General features: G+C 54.6%; 19 protein-coding genes. 6 read left to right on the top strand and 13 right to left on the bottom strand.

Annotated elements, in window-relative coordinates; genetic code table 11:
* Window positions 1-142: 142 nt before the first annotated feature.
* Both JK231_RS20935 and JK231_RS20930 read left to right on the top strand, forming a co-directional pair.
* Entirely contained in the window at window positions 143-1,132 is a 990-nt protein-coding gene (locus JK231_RS20935; protein WP_034823765.1) for a sulfate ABC transporter substrate-binding protein, read from the top strand.
* A gap of 130 nt (window positions 1,133-1,262) precedes the next feature.
* On the top strand, window positions 1,263-2,021 hold the full coding sequence (locus JK231_RS20930) for a CDP-diacylglycerol diphosphatase (RefSeq protein ID WP_097119671.1): 759 nt from the start codon (window positions 1,263-1,265) through the stop codon (window positions 2,019-2,021).
* Between the two features lie 163 nt (window positions 2,022-2,184).
* Here JK231_RS20930 and tpiA read toward each other — a convergent pair whose 3' ends face one another.
* From tpiA to fpr, 3 genes are all read right to left on the bottom strand, one after another.
* Complete coding sequence (tpiA, locus tag JK231_RS20925) at window positions 2,185-2,952, bottom strand: triose-phosphate isomerase (RefSeq protein ID WP_211729388.1); 768 nt, start codon at window positions 2,950-2,952, stop codon at window positions 2,185-2,187.
* A 120-nt stretch (window positions 2,953-3,072) separates the two neighbouring features.
* A complete protein-coding gene (locus JK231_RS20920; protein WP_211729387.1) occupies window positions 3,073-3,663 on the bottom strand; it encodes a YiiQ family protein in 591 nt (196 codons plus the stop codon).
* A gap of 106 nt (window positions 3,664-3,769) precedes the next feature.
* Window positions 3,770-4,516, bottom strand: a complete 747-nt coding sequence (gene fpr, locus JK231_RS20915; protein ID WP_097119673.1) for a ferredoxin--NADP(+) reductase — start codon at window positions 4,514-4,516, stop codon at window positions 3,770-3,772.
* Between the two features lie 290 nt (window positions 4,517-4,806).
* Here fpr and emrD point away from each other — a divergent pair, with 290 nt between their 5' ends.
* Window positions 4,807-6,003 (top strand): multidrug efflux MFS transporter EmrD, encoded by a 1,197-nt coding sequence (gene emrD / locus JK231_RS20910; RefSeq protein WP_211729386.1) that lies wholly within the window; start codon window positions 4,807-4,809, stop codon window positions 6,001-6,003.
* On the opposite strand, the gene glpX is transcribed toward emrD, so the two are convergent.
* From glpX to JK231_RS20895, 3 genes are all read right to left on the bottom strand, one after another.
* Window positions 5,993-7,003, bottom strand: a complete 1,011-nt coding sequence (gene glpX, locus JK231_RS20905; RefSeq protein ID WP_097119674.1) for a class II fructose-bisphosphatase — start codon at window positions 7,001-7,003, stop codon at window positions 5,993-5,995. The genes emrD and glpX overlap by 11 nt on opposite strands.
* 96 nt (window positions 7,004-7,099) lie before the next feature.
* The gene (glpK, locus tag JK231_RS20900) at window positions 7,100-8,611 is read right to left on the bottom strand and encodes a glycerol kinase GlpK (protein WP_058960112.1); all 1,512 of its coding nucleotides are present in this window, start codon (window positions 8,609-8,611) and stop codon (window positions 7,100-7,102) included.
* Between the two features lie 29 nt (window positions 8,612-8,640).
* Complete coding sequence (locus JK231_RS20895; protein ID WP_211729385.1) at window positions 8,641-9,489, bottom strand: MIP/aquaporin family protein; 849 nt, start codon at window positions 9,487-9,489, stop codon at window positions 8,641-8,643.
* A 421-nt stretch (window positions 9,490-9,910) separates the two neighbouring features.
* On the opposite strand from JK231_RS20895, the gene zapB reads away from it, so the two are divergent.
* Complete coding sequence (gene zapB, locus JK231_RS20890; RefSeq protein ID WP_034823745.1) at window positions 9,911-10,150, top strand: cell division protein ZapB; 240 nt, start codon at window positions 9,911-9,913, stop codon at window positions 10,148-10,150.
* A gap of 53 nt (window positions 10,151-10,203) precedes the next feature.
* On the opposite strand, the gene rraA is transcribed toward zapB, so the two are convergent.
* The 6 genes from rraA to priA all read right to left on the bottom strand — a co-directional run bounded on the left by rraA (window position 10,204) and on the right by priA (window position 17,394).
* Complete coding sequence (rraA, locus tag JK231_RS20885) at window positions 10,204-10,689, bottom strand: ribonuclease E activity regulator RraA (RefSeq protein WP_034823742.1); 486 nt, start codon at window positions 10,687-10,689, stop codon at window positions 10,204-10,206.
* A gap of 153 nt (window positions 10,690-10,842) precedes the next feature.
* Window positions 10,843-12,180, bottom strand: a complete 1,338-nt coding sequence (hslU, locus tag JK231_RS20880; RefSeq protein WP_211729384.1) for an HslU--HslV peptidase ATPase subunit — start codon at window positions 12,178-12,180, stop codon at window positions 10,843-10,845.
* A gap of 5 nt (window positions 12,181-12,185) precedes the next feature.
* Window positions 12,186-12,722, bottom strand: coding sequence for an ATP-dependent protease subunit HslV (hslV, locus tag JK231_RS20875; RefSeq protein WP_071845580.1), 537 nt, complete (start codon window positions 12,720-12,722; stop codon window positions 12,186-12,188).
* 205 nt (window positions 12,723-12,927) lie between these two features.
* Window positions 12,928-13,818: a cell division protein FtsN gene (gene ftsN / locus JK231_RS20870; protein ID WP_097119676.1), complete on the bottom strand. Its 891-nt coding sequence runs from the start codon at window positions 13,816-13,818 to the stop codon at window positions 12,928-12,930.
* A gap of 166 nt (window positions 13,819-13,984) precedes the next feature.
* Window positions 13,985-15,028 (bottom strand): DNA-binding transcriptional regulator CytR, encoded by a 1,044-nt coding sequence (gene cytR, locus JK231_RS20865; RefSeq protein ID WP_034823733.1) that lies wholly within the window; start codon window positions 15,026-15,028, stop codon window positions 13,985-13,987.
* 167 nt (window positions 15,029-15,195) lie between these two features.
* On the bottom strand, window positions 15,196-17,394 hold the full coding sequence (gene priA, locus JK231_RS20860) for a primosomal protein N' (RefSeq protein ID WP_211729383.1): 2,199 nt from the start codon (window positions 17,392-17,394) through the stop codon (window positions 15,196-15,198).
* Window positions 17,395-17,737: 343 nt separating this feature from the next.
* Between priA and rpmE the strand changes: the two genes are divergently transcribed.
* The gene (gene rpmE, locus JK231_RS20855) at window positions 17,738-17,953 is read left to right on the top strand and encodes a 50S ribosomal protein L31 (protein WP_021506837.1); all 216 of its coding nucleotides are present in this window, start codon (window positions 17,738-17,740) and stop codon (window positions 17,951-17,953) included.
* Between the two features lie 76 nt (window positions 17,954-18,029).
* Here rpmE and metJ read toward each other — a convergent pair whose 3' ends face one another.
* Window positions 18,030-18,347 carry a met regulon transcriptional regulator MetJ gene (gene metJ / locus JK231_RS20850; protein ID WP_034823729.1) on the bottom strand — a complete coding sequence of 106 codons (318 nt, stop codon included), beginning with the start codon at window positions 18,345-18,347 and terminating at the stop codon, window positions 18,030-18,032.
* Between the two features lie 277 nt (window positions 18,348-18,624).
* Here metJ and metB point away from each other — a divergent pair, with 277 nt between their 5' ends.
* Window positions 18,625-19,785 carry a cystathionine gamma-synthase gene (metB, locus tag JK231_RS20845; protein WP_045815698.1) on the top strand — a complete coding sequence of 387 codons (1,161 nt, stop codon included), beginning with the start codon at window positions 18,625-18,627 and terminating at the stop codon, window positions 19,783-19,785.
* The last annotated feature ends 2 nt before the right edge of the window (window positions 19,786-19,787 follow it).

The raw sequence follows: 19,787 nt of genomic DNA, 5'->3' as shown, positions 1-19,787 counted from the left end.
CTAAATCAGGGCGCGGCCTCCACCGTGCCCTTTTTTATTCCCACTTATATTCTCTCCAGTTATAACCACTTATTTTTAATTCTTTAATCATTGAATTGGTTTATGTCAGTCTTGTTCTATAACGACCTCGGGAGAGCAAGCAATGAACAAGTGGAGTATTGGTGTCACCCTGTTACTGGCTTCCACCAGTGTTTTGGCAAAGGATATCCAGCTGTTAAACGTTTCTTACGATCCAACGCGTGAGCTGTATGAGCAGTACAACAAAGCGTTTAGCGCACACTACAAGCAGGAAACGGGTGACAATGTGGTGATCCGTCAGTCTCATGGCGGTTCAGGGAAGCAGGCGACCTCTGTGATCAACGGCATTCGTGCTGATGTCGTGACCCTGGCGCTGCAGTCTGACGTGGATGCTATTGCTGACCGTGGACGGATCGATAAAAACTGGATTAAGCGCCTGCCAGACAACTCCGCCCCTTATACTTCCACCATCGTGTTCCTGGTCCGTAAGGGCAACCCGAAGGGCATTCATGACTGGAACGATTTAATTAAACCCGGCGTATCGGTGATCACCCCGAACCCGAAAACCTCAGGTGGCGCACGCTGGAACTATCTGGCCGCATGGGGCTGGGCACTGGATCAAAACAACGGTGACCAGGCCAAAGCGCTGGCGTATGTGAAGGCGCTGTTCAAGAACGTAGAAGTGCAGGATTCGGGTGCACGTGGCGCCACCAACACCTTCGTAGAACGTGGCATCGGCGATGTGCTGATTGCCTGGGAAAACGAAGCGTATCTGGCAGTGAACAAGCTGGGTAAAGACAAGTTCGAAATCGTCACGCCAAGCGAATCAATTCTGGCAGAACCAACCGTTTCGGTGGTCGATAAGGTGGTGGATGAGCAGGGCACGCGTAAAGTGGCCGAAGATTACCTGAAGTATCTCTACTCACCAGAAGGCCAGACCATCGCAGCGGAAAACTTTTATCGTCCACGCGATCCTGAAGTCGCGAAAAAGTTTGCCAGCACCTTTGCGCCGGTGAAACTGTTCACTATCGACAGCAAGTTCGGTGGCTGGACGCAAGCGCAGAAAGCGCACTTCGCTGATGGTGGCAGTTACGATCAGGTCATGAAACCGTAATCCTCATCGCATCAAACTGAAACGGTCAGCCTGATGCTGACCGTTTTGCATTACACAGCAGTAAAAGTCCGTGACATTGCCCAGACGGCAGGCGAGGATGCTGGCAGGTGATGAACAGAGGAATTCGGCCATGCAGGGAAGTCGTCGCACCCTGAAGTTGCTAACCGTTTTACTGCTGGTGCTGATTGTCGGACTGATCGTCAGCGCCTTCCATTTCCAGAAAAACTCCAATGCCCTCTGGCAGATCATCAGTGAAAAGTGCGAGCCCAATCTGGCGAAGAGTGGCAATCCCGCCCCTTGTCAGCAAGTGAATACGGCACAGGGTTATGTCACGCTGAAAGACCTCAACGGTCCACTGCAGTATTTACTGATGCCGATTGAAAAAATCACTGGCATGGAAAGCCCGATTATTCTCGAACCCACCACGCCCAATCTGTTTGCCGCCGCCTGGCTGCAGCGCAGTCTGTTGGCCAAAAAACGCGGTGCACCGATTGATGATAGCGTGCTGTCACTGGCGATTAATGCGCAATATGGCCGTACGCAGAATCAACTGCACATCCACATCTCCTGTCTGCGTCCTGATGTGCGCCAGCGGCTTGATGCGTTAAGCCCTAAGCTCAATGAACAGTGGCAACCAGCCACGCTGCGCAAACATCGCTATTTGATTCGCACACTGTCGACGGCTGAACTGGCGCAGCAAAGTGTCTTTATTCGTCTGGCGACTGAAGTGCCTAATGCGCGCAGCGAGATGGGAAAATATGGGATGGCACTGGCGGAATTACCGGATGGGCGCTTAGCGTTGCTGGCGCTGGAACGTAACTGGTTAATGCTAAACAGCGGTTCTGCGGAGGAGTTGCAGGACCACCAATGCCAGATTTTGAACCATTAACCATGGTTTCCAATATAAAGCTTCAATGAAACGTATAAGCACGCTGGAGGGTTCCAGAACTGTTTCATCACATCTTCCTCAGTGTATGAGTTACATGTCTCAGTACGAATCTCTGGCAATAAAAAAGGCGGCTCATCAGCCGCCTTGTTCCACACCGAAAAACTTAGGCGTTTTTCGCTGCTGCAGCTGCTTTCACGATCACTGCGAACGCATCGGCTTTCAGTGAAGCACCGCCAACCAGCGCGCCATCGATATCTGGCTGGGTGAACAGTTCTGCGGCATTTTTGTCGTTAACAGAACCGCCGTACTGAATGATAACCTGCTGAGCAATCGCCGCATCTTTCTTCGCGATATGGTCACGAATGAATTTGTGCACGGCCTGTGCCTGCGCTGGAGTGGCTGATTTGCCGGTACCGATTGCCCAGACTGGCTCATAGGCGATAACAACGCCTTCGAACGCGGCAGCACCCTGGGTTTCCAGCACGGCGTCGATCTGGCGTGCGCACACTTCTTCAGTCTTGCCCGCTTCGTTCTCTGCTTCAGTTTCACCGATGCACAGGACTGGTACCAGGCCGGCTGCTTTCAGAACAGCAAATTTCTTCGCGATGAACTCGTCGCTTTCATTGTGGTAAGTACGACGCTCAGAGTGGCCGATGATGATGTATTTCGCGCCGACATCTTTCAGCATTTCTGCGGAGATTTCACCGGTGAATGCGCCAGACAGGTTAACGTCAACGTTCTGTGCACCCAGTGCAATGTGGCTGCCGGAGACGGCGTGTTTTGCCAGGTCAAGATAGAGAGTGGGTGGAGCAATTGCTACGCCACAATCTTCAACACCAGACAGCTCTTTGCGCAGACTTTCAATCAGCTCGCCTGCCATGTGCTTGCTGCCATTCAGTTTCCAGTTACCCATAACCAGTGGATGTCGCATTCTTTCCTCCGCATAACGCGATTCATGAAATAGCGCTGCCATCGGGCAGCGATGTCTGCCAGACAGTATAGAGATCAAACGTGTCGCTGGCTTTGCTTTTCGTCATTTTTGCCGCGGTAATCAAGGGGTCGCGAGCGCCAGTTTTATTGGCTCAACCGCGAAGGTTAATCCTTTGTCACCGTTATCCGCGACCACAAAACGCAATGCGCCTTCAGTACTGGCAAAATAGCGTGCGCCTTTGCCTGCGCTGAGCAGTGCATCAAGCTTTTTGCGTCCATCTGCAGGCGATAAACCTGGGACAAAAAATCGCAATAATGCTGTCATGTAATCCATCGCACGTGCCTGCGCGGCTTTCATATCCGGGCCGGGAACCGGTAGCCAGGTAATTTGCAGCGTTTTGATTTTTCCGGTGCCCTGCTCCAGCGCGGTAGAAGCATAGAGTGTTTCATTGATCTTGCTGGCGGCGCGCGTCAGGTTGCTTTTATCGTCTCGATTATCAATCGCACGATATTCCTGCAACGGCAGGTCCGGATTCGTTGCGTTGTACTTCTCGCGGAACTGCGCGATGGTCATATCGAAGGTGGGGGCACCTGCCAATAGATAAGGGGCGGCAGGCAGGTGATCGCTTCGATCCTGCGGTGTCGCATCCTCCGCCCAGGCGGGAAATGTCAGCGCGAAGCTCAAGAGCAGCGCGACTGGCAGGTTCTTCATTGCTTCGGCCCTAAATCATTCACTTAGCCCACGATTAGAACGGTTTTTACCGACCAAAGTCAAAACCCGCACAGGGAAAAGTCTGACATTCTTCACACCGCATGGATTACCAGTAATGTTCGCTGGTCATATGGCCGGGTTTGCGTTTGAAATGTTTACGCATCTCACGCGTATCTTTCAGCAATTGCTGGGTATCGCGCACCATTTGCGGGTTACCACACAGCATCACGTGGCTGGTGTCAGCGGTCATCGGCAAACCCACCGCACGTTCAAGTTCACCGCTCTCAATGAGCTGCGGAACACGACCGTGCAGCGAACCGGCGATCTCTTCGCGACTCACCACCGTCTGAATATGCAACTTGCCCTGATAGCGCTGTTGCAGCTGCTGCATCAACGGCAGGAAGCTCAGGTCATCGGCGAAACGTGCCGCATGCACCAGCACAATGTTATCAAACCGTTCCAGGTCTTCGCCCTGTTGCAGAATCGATAAATAAGGACCGATCGCCGTGCCAGTGGCCAGCATCCAAAGCGTGCTGCAGTCGGGAATTTCATCGAGTACAAAGAATCCGGCGGCTTCTTTGGTCACCATCACCTGATCGCCAGGCTGCAATGCCTGCAAACGTGGACTGAGCTTACCCTCTGGCACCGTGACCAGATAGAACTCCAGTAAGGGATCGCGCGGTGCATTCACATATGAATAGGCGCGTTGCACGCGTTCACCATCAATTTCCAGCGCCAGCTTGGCAAACTGCCCGGCGGTAAAGGTATCAATCGGCGCGGTAACGCGCAGGCTGAACAGTGCATCGGTCCAGTTTTTCACTTCTTTCACTTCCGCATTGATCCACTCTGCCATGATCGCTCCTTATTATTGATTATTCAGGCGTATCACTATCATCGTCAGCCCTCTCTCAAATTTCCAGCCCGGCGGAGAGTAAAGGGCTCTCGGCGACAAATCATGCGCACTCCACATCAACTGTAGCGGTCGGGTTACGACCCGGTACGTAATCTTGACACCACTGCGCCAGTCGCTTTGCACTCACCTCTCGATTTGTCATGCAATCCTGATATTTTTGCCGCCATTAATCGCCAGCAGCCTTTTTTAGTGCTGCTTTTATTTTGTTTCTCAGGCAGACATTTTGTTCCATGTTGAAGAATAAAACACAAAACCGCTTCCTGTTATTCATGCTGATCGTGCTGGTGGCGGTCGGACAGATGGCGCAAACCATCTATGTGCCGGCGATGGCGAACATGGCCGAAGCCCTGAACGTACGCAGTGGCAGCATGCAGCAGGTCATGGCCGCTTATTTGATGACCTATGGTGGGTCACAACTGATCTATGGTCCGTTGTCAGACAGCTTTGGCCGTCGTCCGGTGATCCTTGTCGGTATGACGATCTTTGCCGTGGGGGCATTGATCGCCATGTTTGCGCCATCACTGCAGATTTTGGTGCTGGGCAGCGCGGTGCAGGGTTTGGGTACTGGCGTCGCGGGGGTGATGGCGCGCACTATGCCGCGCGATCTCTATTCCGGTATCGCCCTGCGCCAGGCCAATAGTCTGCTGAATATGGGAATTCTGGTGAGCCCGCTACTGGCACCGGTGATTGGCGCGCTACTGACGCACCTGTTTGGCTGGCACGCTTGTTTTGCCTTTCTGCTGTTGCTGTGCGTCGGCGTCACAGCTTCCATGGCGCGCTGGCTACCCGAAACGCGTCCCGTGGATACGCCTGCCACACCGTTTCTGCGCCGTTATGCCACCTTACTTAGCGACGGGAATTTTATCCGCTATCTGCTGCTGCTGGTGGGCGCCCTGGCAGGCATCGCTGTGTTTGAAGCCAGCTGTGGCGTGTTGATGGGGGGCGTGCTCGGTCTGGATGGCATCACCGTCAGCATTCTGTTTATCCTGCCAATCCCGGCCGCCTTTTTTGGTGCGTGGTTTACCGGACGCGAGCAGAAGTCCTGGCATACGCTGATGTGGTACGGCGTGAACAGTTGCTTGCTGGCGGGTCTGCTGATGTGGATTCCGGCATGGTTCGGCATCATGAATATCTGGACACTGCTGGTGCCTGCCGCACTGTTCTTCTTTGGTGCCGGGATGCTGTTCCCATTGGCAACATCCGGTGCGATGGAGCCGTATGCATGGTTAGCAGGGAGTGCGGGCGCGCTGATTGGTGGCATACAGAATTTGGGCTCTGGCGTAATTGCCTGGCTGTCGGCGCTACTGCCGCAGCACGATCAGTCGAGCCTCGGCATGCTGATGTTTGTCACATCGCTGGTGATGCTGCTGTGCTGGTGGCCGCTCTCACGTCATCCGGAGAGCGGCAAACAGGCGATTACAGGATAAACTGATGCAGCGCCGCGTCTTTGCGATCCAGATAATGGATCGACTGGATGCGGCGGATGGTGCGTGATTTACCGCGCACCAGCAGGGTTTCGCTGGTAGCGATGTTGCCTTTGCGTGTAATGCCTTTGAGCAGGTCACCGGTGGTGATACCGGTGGCGGCGAAAATCACATTATCGTTACGCGCCATCTCTTCCAGCTTCAGCACTTCTCCGGCTTTAATGCCCATTTCAACACAACGTTGCAGCTCCTGCTCGCCCAAACGACGGTTCTCTTCACTGTCGCCTTTGACGTCGTGGCGCGCCAATAGGCGAGCCTGCATGTCGCCATCCATTGCACGGATCACTGCAGCGGACACCACACCTTCTGGCGCACCGCCGATACCGTAAAGCACATCCACTTCACTGTCAGGCATGCAGGTCAAAATCGAGGCCGCAACATCACCATCCGGGAAGGCAAACACACGCACGCCGAGCTGCTGGAGCTGAGCGATCACCGCGTCATGGCGCGGCTTAGCCAGAATCGACACGGTCAGCTGGCTGAGGGGTTTATCCAGAGCGATGGCGATGTTCTTCAGATTGGCTTCGAGCGGCAGGTTGAGATCGATAGCACCGCGCGCGCCGGGCCCGACAATCAGTTTTTCCATGTACATATCAGGTGCGTGCAGGAAGCTACCTTTATCGCCCACGGCTAATACTGCCAGTGCGTTGGCCTGACCCATCGCCGTCATGCGTGTGCCTTCGATAGGATCGACAGCGATATCCACCGCATCCCCACGGCCGGTACCGACTTTTTCACCGATATAGAGCATCGGCGCTTCGTCGATTTCGCCTTCGCCAATCACAATCTGACCGTCGATATCAATGGTATTGAGCATAATGCGCATGGCGTGGACGGCTGCACCGTCGGCCGCATTTTTATCGCCGCGTCCTAACCAGTGATAGCCCGCTAATGCAGCGGCTTCGGTCACACGGGAAAATTCAATCGCGAGTTCTCGTTTCATGGTTGCACCTGATAAAAAACAGGCAGGCAGTGTAACACGGAGGGGAAAGCAGGGCGGGGAGAAAAACCCGCGGCAGGGTGCCGCGGGTCAAAGGTATTACTCAGCGTCTTCCCACGCTTGCGCACGCGCCACGGCTTTCTTCCAGCCTGCATAGCGCACGTTGCGTTCGGTGGTTTCGATGCTTGGGCGGAACTCACGTTCAACGACCGCTTTCGCACGTACTTCCTCCAGATCGCTCCAGAAGCCCACCGCCAGGCCAGCAAGGTAAGCTGCACCCAGCGCGGTCACTTCCCGTACTTCCGGACGCTCAACGCGCGTACCGAGAATGTCTGACTGGAACTGCATCAGGAAGTTGTTGGCGACCGCACCACCGTCCACGCGCAGAGATTGCAAACGGGTGCCTGCATCGTTCTGCATCGCTTCCAGCACGTCACGTGTCTGATAAGCAATCGATTCCAGGGTTGCACGGATGATGTGATTTGCGTTGGCACCGCGCGTCAGACCGAAGATGGCGCCACGGGCATACGGATCCCAGTAAGGCGCACCCAGACCGGTAAACGCAGGCACCATGTAGACGCCGTTGGTGTCTTTCACTTTCAGGGCGAAGTATTCAGAGTCCGTTGAATCACTGATCAGCTTCATCTCATCACGCAGCCACTGAATGGAGGCACCGCCGATGAACACCGCACCTTCCAGTGCGTAGTTCACTTCGCCACGCGGGCCGCAAGCAATGGTAGTCAGCAGACCGTGCGTTGAAGTCACGGCTTCGGTGCCGGTGTTCATCAACATGAAGCAGCCGGTACCGTAGGTGTTTTTCGCCATACCCGGTTGTACGCACAGTTGGCCGTACAGGGCTGCCTGTTGGTCACCTGCAATACCCGCGATTGGAATACGCGTACCGCCTTTACCCCCGATGTTGGTCTGGCCGTAGATTTCAGAAGAGCCTTTCACTTCCGGCAGCATTTCGCGCGGAATATCGAGGATCTCCAGCATACGCTCATCCCACTCCAGCTTGTGGATGTTGTACATCATGGTACGAGAGGCGTTGGTGTGGTCGGTGATGTGCACACGCCCCTGGGTCATTTTCCATACCAGCCAGGTATCAACGGTACCAAACAGCAGCTCGCCACGTTTTGCACGCTCGCGCGCACCTTCAACGTTGTCGAGGATCCACTTCACTTTGGTGCCTGAGAAGTAAGGGTTAATCACCAGACCGGTGGTATGCTGGATGTACTCTTCCAGACCCTCTTTCTTTAGCTTGTTACAATAGTCCGCTGTACGTGGATCCTGCCAGACGATGGCGTTATAGATCGGCTTACCGGTCTCTTTATCCCACACGATGGCAGTTTCACGTTGGTTGGTGATACCAATCGCGGCAATCTCATCAGAACGGATGTCGGCATGGGCCAGCACTTCGACCAGCGTTGAGCTTTGTGACGCCCAGATGTCCATTGGGTCGTGTTCTACCCAGCCCGCTTTCGGGTAAATCTGGGTGAATTCGCGCTGCGAGACGGCGACGATGTTCGCGTCATGATCGAGTACCACGGCACGCGAGCTGGTCGTGCCCTGATCGAGCGCGAGAATGTATTTTTTATCAGTCGTAGTCATTTTATTTTCCTGATGATTAACGATGAAACTTACGCTTTACGCTGCTCAGCGCGTGCGACCGGTTTTTCTGTTTTGCTGGCTTCCGCCACGTTGACCGGCAGGTTACGGCCAATCAGTGAACGGTAACCGAAGGCTCCGAGGCAAGCACCCACCAGTGGGCCAAAAATCGGAACCAGGAAGTAAGGAATATCTTTGCCGCCGGTGAAGGCCACATCACCCCAACCTGCGATGAAGGCGAACAGCTTAGGACCGAAGTCACGCGCCGGGTTGAGTGCGAAGCCGGTGAGCGGGCCCATTGAACCACCAATCACGGCAACCAGCAGACCAATTAACAGCGGAGCCAGTGGACCACGTGGTACGCCATTGCCGTCATCGGTCAGCGCCATGATCACCGCCATCAGTACCGCCGTAATCACCATCTCAACCAGTAACGCCTGACCGACACTGATGTGCGGGTTAGGGTAGGTTGAGAAGATACCGGCCAGATCGAGGCTCTGCACGCTGCCTCGCACCATTTGATGGCTGGCTTCATAATCAAAGAACAAATTGTAGTAGAGGCCATAAACCAGCGCCGCCGCACAGAAGGCACCGGCAACCTGCGCCAGGATGTAAGGCAGTACTTTGCGGCCTTCAAAGTTAGCAAACAGGCACAGCGCGACCGTTACCGCTGGATTCAAATGCGCGCCGGATACGCCCGCACTGAGATACACGGCCATGGAGACAGCAAGACCCCAGATAATACAGATTTCCCACTGACCGAATGCGGCACCAGCCAGTTTTAATGCAGCAACACAGCCTGCACCAAAAAAGATGATCAAACCGGTACCGAGAAACTCGGCGATGCATTGACCTTTTAGTGTGTTCGTTGTCTGACTCATAATGGCATTCCTGAAGCGAGGTTAAATTTTATCAGTTTTTGTTCTCAATCCATGAGTCACCCAGCTCTTATGTAGGGCTGATGTGAATTTATCGTTAACGAGCATAAACGAGAAATAGCGAAATCGAAATATGTGTACTCCGTCATAAAAATGCGCGTTTTCGCGTCTTTTACCTTTCTTTAAGGGCCATTAACCCTGCTTTACTTAAGTCCAATATCGTGACCGCGCGCAAAAATGCGCGATCGTGAGCATTTTTTTAAGCATTAACTGAAAAGTGTTACAGACTGCCCGTGCAGGCCTTGTGTCGCTGGACTTGCGGGGTGTGGCTACATACAATCGGGACATCGTGGCTGGACGCACCATAACAAGGCAGTCCCAGCACCATCAACGCCTTGCAAGAGATTTAGGAGAGGTCATAAAGATGTCATTTGAAGTGTTCGAGAAACTGGAAGCCAAAGTACAGCAGGCGATTGATACCATCACCCTGCTACAGATGGAAATCGAAGAACTGAAAGATCAGAATAATACGCTGCGCAACGAAGCTAGCCAGGCTTCCGGCAACCAGGATGCACTGGTGCGTGAAAACCAGCATCTGAAAGAAGAACAGCACGTGTGGCAGGAGCGTCTGCGTGCACTGTTGGGAAAAATGGAAGAGGTTTAAGCGTCTATGCTTAAACCCATGACGGGTGCTGCGGCACCCGTTTTTGTTGAGGCTTACTCGATATCGAGGGCGTCTTCCGACAGAATGATGCCGGTGTTATCGGCATAAAGATGGTCTCCAGAGAAGAAGGTTACGCCGCCAAAGTTAACGCGCACGTCACTTTCGCCAATCCCTTCTCCCGCCGCACCGACCGGAATCGCGGCAATCGCCTGAATACCAATTTCCAGCTCTTCCAGATCGTCCACCTGGCGCACTGAGCCGTAGATCACCAGGCCTTCCCACTCGTTTTGCGCTGCCAGACGCGCCAGTTGCGCATCAACCAGAGCACGACGTACCGAGCCGCCGCCATCAATCACTAACACGCGACCCCGGCCATTCTCTTCCAGCAGATCGTAAAGCAGGCCGTTGTCTTCGAAACATTTCACTGTGGTGATTTGCCCACCGAATGAGGTGCGTCCGCCAAAATTGGAAAAGAGCGGTTCAACCACGTTCACTTCTTCATGGTAGATGTCACAGAGTTCGGAAGTATCGTATTTCATGAGGGTATCGTCTGTTTGCCACAGGAGCGGTAAGTATATCGCTATCTGACGATTGTTGGCAAAATCATCACCCGCTAAAAAAAGCGCTGCATCAATATCCTGCGTAAAAAAATGCCCGGCACAGTGGCCGGGCAGCGGATAACGATGGAACCTTTACAGAATAAAGCGGCTGAGATCTTCGTCGGCCACCAATTCGTCCAGATGCTTGCCTACGTAATCAGCATCGATGGTGATGGATTCGCCGGTGCGATCGCTGGCGTCATAGGAGATGTCTTCCATCAGACGCTCCAGCACCGTGTGCAGACGACGCGCACCGATGTTTTCAGTCGTTTCGTTCACCTGCCATGCGGCTTCGGCGATGCGACGGATGCCGTCTTCGGTGAAATCAACGTTCACGCCTTCAGTGCCCATCAGTGCTTTGTACTGTACGGTCACAGAAGCGTTTGGCTCCGTCAGAATACGTTCGAAATCATTCACGGTCAGCGCCTGCAGCTCTACACGAATCGGCAAGCGACCCTGCAGTTCTGGAATCAGATCTGATGGGCTGGCGACCTGGAACGCGCCTGAAGCGATAAACAGAATGTGGTCGGTTTTCACCATGCCGTGCTTGGTGGACACGGTGCAGCCTTCCACCAGTGGCAGCAAGTCGCGCTGTACACCTTCGCGTGATACATCCGGGCCGCCCGCATTCTGGCCGCCGCGCTTACAGATCTTATCGATTTCATCAATGAACACGATACCGTGCTGCTCAACGGCTTCGATGGCGTCTTGCTTCAGCTCTTCCGGATTCACCAGTTTTGCCGCTTCTTCTTCAATCAGCAGCTTCATGGCTTCTTTGATCTTCAGCTTGCGCGCTTTCTGCTTCTGTCCGCCGAGGTTCTGGAACATCGACTGCAGCTGGCTGGTCATCTCTTCCATGCCTGGAGGCGCCATGATTTCAACACCGGCTGCGGATGCGGCCAGATCGATCTCAATCTCTTTATCATCCAGCTGGCCTTCACGCAGTTTCTTGCGGAAAGACTGACGGGCCGCAGAAGGTTCGGCAGTGTGCTCAGCCTGGCCCCAGTTATTTTTCGCTGGTGGGATCAGCACATCAAGAATGCGCTCTTCCGCCATCTCTTCGGCGCGGTATTTGTTTTTCTCGATGGCCTGGCTGCGCACCATTTTGATGGCAGAGTCGGTCAGATCGCGAATAATCGAGTCGACTTCTTTACCCACGTAACCCACTTCGGTGAATTTAGTGGCTTCGACTTTGATGAAAGGCGCATTGGCGAGTTTTGCCAGACGACGCGCGATTTCGGTTTTACCGACACCGGTCGGGCCAATCATCAGGATGTTTTTTGGCGTCACTTCATGACGCAGCTCTTCGTCGAGCTGCATGCGGCGCCAGCGGTTACGCAGTGCAATCGCCACGGCCTTCTTTGCGCCGTCCTGGCCGATAATAAAGCGGTTAAGCTCGCTGACAATCTCGCGGGGAGTCATCTCAGACATGATGTTTAGTCCTTAGCCTTAGACGGTAATTCTTCAAAGTTGATGTTGTGGTTGGTGTAAATGCAGATATCGCCAGCGATGTTCAGCGCCTTCTCAACGATATCATGCGCACCAATGTCGGTGTTCTCCAGCAGGGCGCGTGCCGCTGCCTGGGCGTAAGGACCGCCAGAACCGATGGCAATCAGATCATTTTCTGGCTGGATCACGTCTCCGTTACCGCTGATGATCAGTGAGGAGTTCTCATCAGCTACCGCCAGCAGCGCTTCAAGACGGCGCAGCATGCGATCGGTACGCCAGTCTTTTGCCAACTCGACCGCGGCTTTCACCAGGTGGCCTTGATGCATTTCCAGCTTGCGCTCGAACAGTTCAAACAGGGTGAAGGCATCTGCGGTGCCGCCAGCAAAACCAGCGATCACTTTATCATTGTAGAGACGACGCACTTTCTTCACGTTGCCTTTCATCACGGTATTGCCGAGCGTAGCCTGGCCATCACCGCCAATCACGACTCGGCCGTTGCGTCGTACACTTACTATTGTTGTCACGGGCAGACCCCTTGTTGCAGTGGATAAGGAACTTCGCGCACAGAGCGCGGAGTATCATGCAACCAGATATGGGGTAGGTTTGAAGGGTTTCAACCCCGAGATTTGTCTTACTTGAAATGGCCGGTACGTTGGCGAGGTGCGTTCACCCCTGTAACTTACTGATGCAAGCTCAGGGGATTCACGCACTTGCCGCGAGGCGAATGACTTAAGGTAAAGCGAGAGGAATGCAGCTTCCGTGTCCGGAGCTGTGTAAGCGTTTGACCGTGCTGTCAGCGCTGCTGCGATCTTTAAACGGCCCGATTACCACACGATTCCAGCCCCCGCTGGTGGTGATACGACTCTCGAAACCTTCAAAAGCCAGACCTGCGCGCACAGACTCTGCCTGGTCAGTGCCTTTGAACGATCCACACTGCACCATCCAGCGCTGCGAAGCGGCTTTCTCTTCCGGTTTCGCTTTTGCCGTTTCCTGGGGTTTCGGCTGTTGCACTGGTTCACGCGTTATCGGCGCTGGCTGTTGTTGTTGACGCGTCGCCTGCTGTTGCTGCAACTGTTGTTGACGTTGTTGCTGCTGTAACTGTTGCTGCTGGCGCTGCATCTGTTGCTGTTGTTGCTGAACCTGCTGCTGGCGTTGCAGAGTTTGCTGACGCTGTGCCGGAGTTTGTTCGTTCCACGGCACTTCGTTGAGCTGCGTCGGTTGCTGGCGCATATCAGCCTGCATCTGTTCCAGCAATTGGCGCTGCTCATCCGTCAGCTGTGTTTGTGATTGCACACCACCACCAGCAGACGGTTCAGTCGGCGTCGGCACGGTGATTTGGCGATTTTCCAGCTCTTTGATGTATTTCCAGCGCTCTTCCGGCTTAGGCGGAAGGCCGTTGCCGTTGGCTTTATGATTCGGAATGACCTCAGTCTCTTCTTTTTTATGATGAGAGATGAACCATAAACCACCGGCAAAGGTGACCAGCACGGCCACGGCCAGTACGATCATCAACTTTGACGTGCCGGAGCCGCCTTTGCTTTTCTTACTGCGGCCTGCAGCGGGTTTTTTGCGACGCGTCCCTGTTGAACGCCCGCGGCCTACATAATCTCTCTGTGCCACTTTCGTTCTGATACCCTTCAAAAAAATGCCAATGGGCGAAACCCTAAATTAAGACGGGTGTAAAAGTTCTGTTAATTGCCCGGCAACGAATGCGTCATGTTACTCAAGGGCTGGAACTTTGACCAGCAAAGTCTGCCTTCAGAATCCGCTGAAAATGCAGTGAAGCCTAGACCATTTTTCCCGTTTTTGTGGCGGGTGCGGTGCTTCCGCGCACGCGTAATTCCGCGTCGAGTAAACGTGAGCCGTTGTTGACGCGTTTGCCCTGCAGTTCATCCAGCAACAGCAGCATCGCCTCACGACCAATGGCAAATCGCGGCTGTGCCACGGTGGTGAGTGGGGGATCGTAATACTGCGCCAGTTCGATATCGTCAAATCCCACCACGGAAAGATCCTGCGGAATGCGCATGCCCAGCTTTCGTGCCTGATTCATTGCACCTAATGCCATCAAGTCGCTGTGGCAGAAAATGGCTTTCGGCGGCTGCGGTAAGCTCATCAACTGTTTCAGCGCACTGGCACCAGCTTCGAAGGTGAAATCACCGTGCACAATCATCGTGGGATCAATGGCGATACTGCTGCGGCGCAGAGCCTGAATGTAGCCTTGTAAACGATACTGGCTGAGCGGGATATGTTCCGGCCCGGTAATGCAGGCAATCTGGCGATGACCGAGTTGCAGCAGATGATTGACAGCTTCAAATGCCGCCGTCAGGTTATCAATATGCACGGTAGGCAGAGCCATTTCCGGGGCGAATTCGTTGCCCATCACCATCGGCGGCAGGTTACGCTGATCTTCAATTCCTGCATCGAACGGCAGTTGTGAACCCAGCAGCACCATGCCGTCGATTTGGCGCGTCAACATCAGGTTGAGGAAGGTTTTTTCCTGCTGATCCTGATGTGCGCAGTCGCCAATCAACACCAGATAGCCTTCCTGCGCCGCGGTGACTTCGACGCCACGGATGATTTCACTAAAGAACGGATCGCAGATGTCCGGCACTATTACCAATATGGTTTGCGTTTCGCCGCGTTTGGCATTGCGCGCCAGCCCGTGTGGCGCATAGCCGACATCAATCACCGCTTGTTCTACTTTCTGCCGGGTGGCAGCCGAGACTTTTTCCGGGTTCATCAGCGCGCGAGAAACCGTGGCGGTAGAGACGCCGGCTTTCTCGGCCACATCTTTCATGGTGGCAGCAGATGAAGGTTGCTTCTGGTCCAACGTATAACTCCTGACGCGGTACAGCGCATTGATTTTCAGACATTGCCGGGCTTCAGCCGGGATGGGCACTATTGATAACCCAACGTCGGGTGAGGTTGTTACTTAATTTGCATAAAAATTGTGACTTGTGCGACTTTTTTCGATCTGGCTCGCAGATGTGATGCGGCCTAACTCTCGGTGGGGTCGATATCCAGTGTCCATTTGGTTTTGCGCGCGGCGGGCAGGGTGGAGATCAGCGGTAGCGAACTGCTTAGCAGCTGTTGCAGGCGTTTACGCGAAGGATGCTGTAGCAACAGTTGCCAGCGCCAGCGCCCACTGCGCTTTGGTGCCAATGCCGGAACCGGACCCATCAGCCACATAGCCTCATCTTTCAGCGGGCTGGCTTCGAGTAAATTGCGCAGCTGTGTGAGGAATTCAGCGGCCTGCGCATTGTCCATGTCTTCCGCGCGGAACAGCGCGTGGCTGGTCCACGGCGGCAGCTGCACCGATTGGCGCTCCAGCAAGGTTTCCTCGGCAAAGGCGAAATAGCCACGATGCAGCAACGTTTGCAACAGCGGATGCTCGGGATGGTGCGTCTGCAGCAGTACTTCACCCTGTTTACCGGCGCGCCCGGCGCGCCCGGCCACTTGGGTATAGAGTTGAGCAAAGCGTTCGGCGGCGCGGAAATCGGCGGAGAATAAGGCGCCATCGACATCCAGCAGGGAAACCAGCGTCACGTCGGGGAAATGGTGCCCTTTTGCCAGCATCTGTGTGCCAACCAGAATGCGGGCACCGCCGCGATGCACATCCGCCAGATGCTGCTCCAGTGCACCTTTGCGGCTGGTGGTATCGCGATCAATGCGCGACACCGGTACGCCGGGAAAGAGTGTGCTGAGCTGCTGCTCAAGCTGCTCTGTACCGACGCCGACCGGCATCAGGTGTGTGGAACCGCAACCCGGACATTGATTGGGCAGCGGGCGCTGGCTGTCGCAGTGGTGGCAGCGCAGCTGACGATGATGCTGATGCAGCGTGTAATAGCTGTCGCAGCGTTGACACTCTGCCAGCCACCCGCAGTCGTGGCACATCAATGCAGGCGAGAATCCGCGGCGGTTGAGGAACAGCAATACCTGATTATCGGCCTGCAGGTGCTGGCGCATTTTGCCCAGCAATGCGGGCGCGAGCCCACCCTTAAGCTGCTGGCCTTTAAGGTCGATTAGCTGTTGCAGTGCCGGTTTGGCGTTGCCCGCGCGTTTGGTAAGATTGAGCTGTCGATACTTGCCGACGCGCACATTGTGCAGCGTTTCCAGCGCCGGTGTGGCAGAACCCATCACAATCGGGATATCTTCTTCGTGAGCGCGAAACACCGCCAGGTCGCGCGCCTGATAGCGCCAGCCTTCCTGCTGCTTGTACGAACTGTCGTGTTCTTCATCAATAATGATTACCCCCGGACGCGCCAGCGGTGTGAACAGCGCGGAACGCGTACCGATGATAATCGCGGTTTCGCCACTGCGCGCACGCAGCCATACCGCAAGACGCTCACTGTCATTGAGTGCCGAGTGCAGCACATCGATCGGCGCATCGAAGCGTTCACGGAAGCGTGCAATAGTTTGCGGTGTCAGGCCGATTTCCGGCACCAGTACCAGCGCCTGTTTGCCGCGCGCCAGCACATTCTCTAGCACGCTGAGATAGACTTCGGTTTTGCCCGAACCGGTAATGCCTGCCAGCAACCACGCTGCATAATGACCATCTTCGCTGCGCATCGCGCCGACGGCCATCGCCTGATCGGTATTGAGACGCAGGCGATCGCCCTTCACCGCAAAGGTGGTGCGCCAGTCGTGCATCTGCGGTGCGTGTTCACGCAGATCGCACAGACCTTTGGCACGCAATGATTGCAGCGCGGCGTCAGTCAGATCCTGTTCACTGACCTGATGGCGATAGAGAGGTTGCTGGCGCAGTGCCGCTAAAGCTTGCTGCTGCTTGGGTGCACGCTTCAGGCTTTCCATGGCCACTTCGCGTCCGGCGTCGTTGACCACCCACTGCCACAACGGCGTTTCCTGCGCCGGTTTGCCCTGACGCAGCAGCACAGGTAGAGCATGGTTGAGCACCTCGCCGAGCGGCGAATGGTAATAGCTGGCGGCCCAGTTAAGGATGCGCCACAGCGCTGGAGAGAATAGGCTTTGATCGTCCAGCACGCTCTCCAGCGGTTTGAGCTGAATCAGAGGCAGGTCGCTGCTTTCTTTTATCGCCACCACAATGCCGATCATTTTGCGATTGCCAAACGGCACGCTGACGCGCGCGCCCACTACCGGCTGCGGCGCATCGGCGGGCAGCAGGTAGTCAAACAGGCGAGGCAGCGGAACGGGCAGGGCAACCTGAACAACGGGCATGTCGATCTCTATCCGGTACTGTAATAAGGAGAAGTAGTGTACACGCTGATGCAACCCTCGTCATACTTCACGCCACAGCCACAGCCACAGCCACAGCCACAGCGCATAGACACATTGGCTGCGCACGCTCTTTCCATCAGATGGACTGGGATGAGGACGTTCACTGCCTCCCAGTGGCTCAGAGAATAAACAACTGATATTTGCCTGGTGCGGTCAATTTCTGTATACTATGCCGCCTTTGATGAGATGACTTGTCAAAGATACACTTAATTATTAACCGCGTGTGGTGCTGTGCAGGTTCGCCTGGCACGGAGAGCGACACGGCCTTTTATGAGGTTCTCCCATGAAACAAGGTATTCACCCGAAATACGAAGCTGTGACCATCACCTGCTCTTGCGGCAACGTGATCAATACCCGTTCAACCATGACTGGTACCCTGAACCTGGACGTGTGCGGCAAATGCCACCCGTTCTACACTGGTAAGCAGCGTGTTGTTGATTCTGGTGGTCGTGTTGATCGCTTCAACAAGCGTTTCAGCATCCCAGGCAGCAAGAAATAAGATTATTTGCCATCGAATCTTCGGATTCGGCAGCAAGAAAAAACCCAGCCTTGGCTGGGTTTTTTTGTTTCTGGACTCAGTATTCCCAGGTGTCGGGATCGATGCCCATCTCACGCATAATCTGCTTAGCTTCTTCCGGAATCTCATCGCTACGTTCTTTGCGCAAATCGACATCATTTGGCAGCGGCTGCCCGGTGAAAGCATGCAAAAAGGCTTCGCACAGCAATTCGCTATTTGTGGCATGACGCAGGTTATTCACCTGACGGCGCGTGCGTTCATCCGTTAAAATTTTCAGCACTTTCAGCGGGATAGAAACTGTAATCTTCTTAACCTGCTCGCTCTTCTTGCCGTGTTCAGCGTAAGGGCTGATATATTCGCCGTTCCATTCAGCCATGGGTTACCTTAATCAATAAAAGTTGAATATGGGGAAATCCGTTGATTATGCCCGATTTTTCGATGCCTGACCGCTTAAACTGCCGGTTTTATGCTTACGCATCGCTTTTCACAGGAAAGCGCGCTGAACACCAGGCGATGACGCGTAATTTTAGCGGGTATTGATGATTTGCTCAATCTATACGCAAAGACATTTAGATGTCCAGATGTATTGACGTCTATGCGCTGAATGTTATCCTGTTGCCACTTCTTATTACACTTCAGGAACAGTAAGCACCATGACGCGTAAACAGGCAACCATCGCAGTACGCAGCGGTTTGAATGATGACGAGCAATATGGCTGCGTTGTCCCACCGATTCACCTCTCCAGCACCTACAACTTCCTCGACTTTAATGAACCGCGTGCACATGACTACTCACGTCGCGGTAACCCCACGCGTGATGTGGTACAACGCGCGCTGGCAGAACTGGAAGGCGGTGCGGGCGCGGTATTAACCAATACCGGGATGTCAGCGATTCATCTGGTGACCACCGTGTTCCTGAAGCCGGGCGATCTGCTGGTTGCCCCACATGACTGCTACGGCGGCAGCTATCGCCTGTTCGACAGCCTGAGCAAACGCGGTGCTTATCGCGTGAAATTTGTCGATCAGGGTGACAAAGCCGCGCTGGCAGCCGCGCTGGCCGAGAAACCCAAACTCGTGTTGGTGGAGAGCCCAAGCAATCCGCTGCTGCGCGTGGTAGATATCGCCGGCATTTGCCAGGCGGCGCGTGCAGCGGGTGCGATCAGTGTAGTGGATAACACCTTCCTGAGTCCGGCATTGCAAAATCCGCTGGCGCTGGGAGCCGATCTGGTTATCCACTCTTGCACCAAATACCTGAATGGTCACTCGGATGTGGTGGCCGGAGCGGTGATTTCTAAAGATCCGGCGATGGCCACGGATCTTGCCTGGTGGGCGAATAATATTGGTGTAACCGGCGCAGCGTTTGATAGCTACCTGCTGTTGCGCGGTCTGCGCACGCTGGCGCCGCGTATGGCGGCAGCGCAGCGTAATGCGCTGGCGATTGTTGATTACCTGAAGCAACAACCGCTGGTGAAAAAACTGTATCATCCGTCTCTGCCGGAAAATGCCGGACATGAGTACGCGGTGCGTCAACAACGTGGCTTTGGTGCGATGCTCAGCTTTGAACTTGACGCTGATGAAGCGCGTCTGCGCCGCTTCCTGAAAGCGCTGCAGTTGTTCACGCTGGCGGAATCCCTGGGTGGCGTGGAGAGCCTGATTTCGCACACCGCGACCATGACGCATGCCGGCATGTCTGCGGAAGCGCGCGCGGCAGCGGGTATTTCAGAAACGCTGCTGCGTATTTCTGTCGGAATTGAAGATCACGAAGATTTAATCGCCGATCTGGATAATGCATTCCGGATCGCAGCCGAGGAGTAAGC

This window comes from Pantoea sp. JGM49 (assembly GCF_018257655.1).
Taxonomy (GTDB): domain Bacteria; phylum Pseudomonadota; class Gammaproteobacteria; order Enterobacterales; family Enterobacteriaceae; genus Pantoea; species Pantoea communis.
The sequence above is the reverse complement of the archived record's forward strand: the minus strand, read 5'-3'. Positions and strand labels throughout refer to the sequence as shown.